The organism is Azospirillum sp. TSO5, assembly GCF_003116065.1.
GTDB lineage: Bacteria > Pseudomonadota > Alphaproteobacteria > Azospirillales > Azospirillaceae > Azospirillum.
In genome coordinates this window covers 1-3,484 of record NZ_LGQY01000194.1, presented here as the reverse complement: position 1 = coordinate 3,484, position 3,484 = coordinate 1, and the positions used below count along the sequence as shown (strand labels likewise).

4 protein-coding genes are annotated in these 3,484 nt (G+C 68.5%); all 4 read left to right on the top strand.

Annotated elements, in window-relative coordinates; all coding sequences use genetic code 11:
- Nucleotides 1–203: 203 nt before the first annotated feature.
- The 4 genes from TSO5_RS31985 to TSO5_RS31970 are packed head-to-tail and all read left to right on the top strand — an operon-like array spanning nt 204 to nt 3,388.
- Complete coding sequence (locus TSO5_RS31985; protein WP_109155381.1) at nt 204–1,127, top strand: MoxR family ATPase; 924 nt, start codon at nt 204–206, stop codon at nt 1,125–1,127.
- Nucleotides 1,128–1,134: 7 nt separating this feature from the next.
- Nucleotides 1,135–2,349 (top strand): VWA domain-containing protein, encoded by a 1,215-nt coding sequence (locus tag TSO5_RS31980; RefSeq protein WP_109155380.1) that lies wholly within the window; start codon nt 1,135–1,137, stop codon nt 2,347–2,349.
- Nucleotides 2,346–2,675, top strand: a complete 330-nt coding sequence (locus tag TSO5_RS31975; protein ID WP_109155379.1) for an XdhC family protein — start codon at nt 2,346–2,348, stop codon at nt 2,673–2,675. The genes TSO5_RS31980 and TSO5_RS31975 overlap by 4 nt, the downstream gene beginning before the upstream one ends.
- The gene (locus TSO5_RS31970; RefSeq protein ID WP_109155378.1) at nt 2,672–3,388 is read left to right on the top strand and encodes an XdhC family protein; all 717 of its coding nucleotides are present in this window, start codon (nt 2,672–2,674) and stop codon (nt 3,386–3,388) included. The genes TSO5_RS31975 and TSO5_RS31970 overlap by 4 nt, the downstream gene beginning before the upstream one ends.
- The last annotated feature ends 96 nt before the right edge of the window (nt 3,389–3,484 follow it).

The following is a 3,484-nucleotide window of genomic DNA, read 5'->3' as shown; positions in this document are numbered from 1 at the left end:
AAGCGGCGGGGTGATTTAGCTCCCTCTCCCGCCCCGGGAGAGGGAAGGGGCCCGCCGCGAAGCGGTGGGAAGGGTGAGGGGTGATCCAAGGAACCATGCGGTTCGGGAGTCTTGCCTCACCCCTCACCCTCCCCACCTTTGGTGGGTCCCCTCCCTCTCCCGGGACGGGAGAGGGCATTCGTTGTCCATCCCCAAGGCCGTCCATGACCACCCCCCTCCCCGCCTCCGTCGACGACACGCTGGCGCTTCTCACCCGCGGCTCCTACGTCGCGGACCGCTCGCTTGCAACGGCGCTGTTCCTGGCGCTGAAGCTGAAGCGCCCGCTGTTCCTGGAGGGCGAGGCCGGTGTCGGCAAGACCGAGATCGCCAAGGTCCTGTCGGCGACGCTCGGGCGAAAGCTCCTGCGGCTGCAATGCTATGAGGGGCTGGACGCCTCGTCCGCCGTCTATGAGTGGAACTATGCCCGCCAGATGATGGAAATCCGGCTGGCCGAGGCATCGGGCGGGCAGGACCGTGAATCGCTGGCTTCCGACCTGTTCTCCGAGCGCTTTCTGGTCAAGCGCCCGCTGTTGCAGGCGTTGGAGCCGGACCTCGCCGGGCCGCCGGTGCTGCTGATCGACGAGTTGGACCGCACCGACGAACCGTTCGAGGCCTATCTGCTGGAGATTCTGTCGGATTATCAGGTCTCGATCCCGGAATTCGGCACCGTCCATGCGCCGGAGCCACCGATCGTCATCCTCACCTCCAACCGCACGCGCGAGATTCACGACGCGCTGAAACGGCGCTGCTTCTACCATTGGGTCGATTACCCCACTGCCGCGCGGGAGCGGGAGATCCTGTCGGTCAAGGCGCCGCAGGCCGATGCGCGACTGGCGGCGCAGGTGGTCGGCTTCGTTCAGACTCTGCGCGGCATGGACCTCTACAAGGCGCCGGGCGTGGCCGAGACGCTCGACTGGGCGCAAGCCCTGGTCGAGCTGAACCAGCTGGAACTGGAACCCTCCGTCATCAACGACACGCTGGGCACGCTGCTGAAATACCAGGACGACATCGCCCGCATCCAGGGCAGCGAGGCGGCGCGCATCCTGACCCAGGTCAAGACCGAGCTGGCCGCCACCACCGCGCGCTGAGGCCGCCATGACGGACGACGCGCCGGCCGGCCGCCTCACCCTCAACCTGATGCATTTCGCCCGCGCGCTGCGCGCCGCCGGCCTGCCGGTCGGGCCGGGCAAGGTGTTGCAGGCGGTCGAGGCGGTGGAGGCGGTCGGCCTGTCCAACCGCACCGACTTCTATTGGGCGCTGCACGCCATCTTCGTGAACCGCCACGACCAGAGCGAGCTGTTCGACCAAGCCTTCCACGTCTTCTGGCGCAACCCCGACATCCTGAAGAAGATGATGTCGCTGATGCTGCCGAAGGTGCGGACGGAGGCGCCCGACCAGCCGGAAATGGCCCAGCGCCTTGCCGAAGCCCTGCACGGCAGCGGAGCCGAACAGGAGGAGCCGGAAAAGACGGAGATCGAGGTCGATGCCTCGTTCACCGTGTCCGCCGCCGAACGGCTGCAGGACAAGGATTTCGAGAAGATGACGGGGGAGGAGATGGCGCAGGCCAAGCGCCTGCTTGCCCGTCTCGCCCTGCCGCTGGCCGAGGTCACCACACGGCGTTACCGCTCCGACCCGATGGGGCCGCGCGTCGATCCGCGCGCCACGCTGCGGCGGATGCTGCGCACTGGCGGCGACCTGTCGGACCTTGCCCGCAAGCGCCGCCGCACCCGCCCGCCGCCGCTGGTGGTGCTGTGCGACATCTCCGGCTCGATGACCCGCTATTCGCGGATGCTGCTGCATTTCATGCATGCGGTGACCAACGACCGCGACCGCGTTTACAGCTTCGTCTTCGGCACGCGGCTGACCAACATCACCCGCCATCTGCGGCACAAGGACGTGGATGTGGCGCTGGATGCGGTGTCGGGGGCGGTCGCCGACTGGTCCGGAGGCACGCGGATCGGCACCGCGCTGCACGCCTTCAACCGGACCTGGGCGCGGCGGGTGCTGGGCCAGGGCGCGGTGGTGCTTCTCATTACCGACGGGCTGGACAGGGATGCAGGGGAAGGGCTTGCGGCAGAGGCCGATCGGTTGCACAAAAGCTGTCGGCGGCTCGTCTGGCTGAATCCTTTGTTGCGCTGGGAAGGCTTCGCGCCGAAATCCTCGGGCATCCGGGCGCTGCTGCCGCATGTGGACGATTTTCTTGCGGCCCACAGCCTGAACAGCCTCGCGGATCTGGCCGGTGTCCTGTCGGCCGACGGTCCGCGACGTAGCCCGGGCTTGCGCCGCTGGTTGAAGGAGGCGGCGGGATGAACGACACCCTGATGGCGGACAACATCGTGGAGCAAGCGGCCGCATGGCGCGCCGCCGGCCGCAGGGTGGCCCTGGCGACCGTCGTGTCGACCTGGGGCTCCTCGCCGCGGCCGGTCGGCAGCCAGATGGCGGTCGATGACCGCGGGTCGATGGCCGGGTCCGTGTCCGGCGGCTGCATCGAAAGCGCCGTGGCGCACGAGGCCGCCAAGTCGATGGAGGACGGCGAACCGCGCCTGCTGTCCTTCGGCATCACCAACGAAATGGCCTGGGAAGTCGGGCTGGCCTGCGGCGGGCAGGTGCAGGTCTATGTCGAGGCCGTGGAATGAAACGCGATATTCTTGACCGGCTGCTCGCGGCGAAGGCCGCCGCGATCCCGGCTGCGCTGGTGACCGATCTCAACACCGGTCTCCAGACCCTGGTTTACGAAGACACCGTCCATGGCGGCTTCGGGCTTGAGTCCGACCTGCTGGACGAGGTGCGCCGACGCATCCGCCAGGACCGCTCCGGCCTGCTGGTCGATCCGCAGGACGAGGACGGCTTCCGCCTGTTCGTGCATGTCCACAATCCGGCGATGCGGCTGCTGATCGTCGGCGCCGTGCACATCGCCCAGGCGCTGGCCCCGGTGGCGGCGCTGACCGGCTATGACGTGACGGTGATCGACCCGCGCGGCGCCTTCGCGACCGAGGCGCGCTTCCCCGGCGTCAAGCTGAACCACCTGTGGCCGGACGAGGCGCTGGCGGAGTTGAAGCCCGACGCCCGCACCGCCGTGGTCACCCTGACGCACGACCCCAAGCTGGACGACCCGGCGCTGGTGACGGCGCTGCGCTCGCCCGCCTTTTATGTCGGCGCGCTGGGCAGCAAGCGCACCCACGCGCTGCGCCTGGACCGCCTGCGCGACGAGGGGCTGAGCGAGGCCGAGGTGAAGTGCATCCGCGGCCCGGTCGGGCTGTCGATCGGTGCCGTCACCCCGGCGGAAATCGCGATAGCGATCATGGGGCAGATCACCTGCGTGCGGCGGGGGGAGAACCATCCCTGCTGAGGGGAGTGGTTGCAGCGGGTGCCCCCTCCCCATCCCTTGTATGTTGAGTTTGGCTTATAGTGTCTCCGACGGATCGAGCTGCTGGGGGTGGCCACC

What these genes read in the sequence shown, in the direction of transcription:
- TSO5_RS31970 (WP_109155378.1), top strand. Translation starts at nt 2,672, where the DNA reads ATGAAACGCGATATTCTTGACCGGCTGCTCGCGGCGAAGGCCGCCGCG.
- TSO5_RS31975 (WP_109155379.1), top strand. Translation starts at nt 2,346, where the DNA reads ATGAACGACACCCTGATGGCGGACAACATCGTGGAGCAAGCGGCCGCA.
- TSO5_RS31980 (WP_109155380.1), top strand. Translation starts at nt 1,135, where the DNA reads ATGACGGACGACGCGCCGGCCGGCCGCCTCACCCTCAACCTGATGCAT.
- TSO5_RS31985 (WP_109155381.1), top strand. Translation starts at nt 204, where the DNA reads ATGACCACCCCCCTCCCCGCCTCCGTCGACGACACGCTGGCGCTTCTC.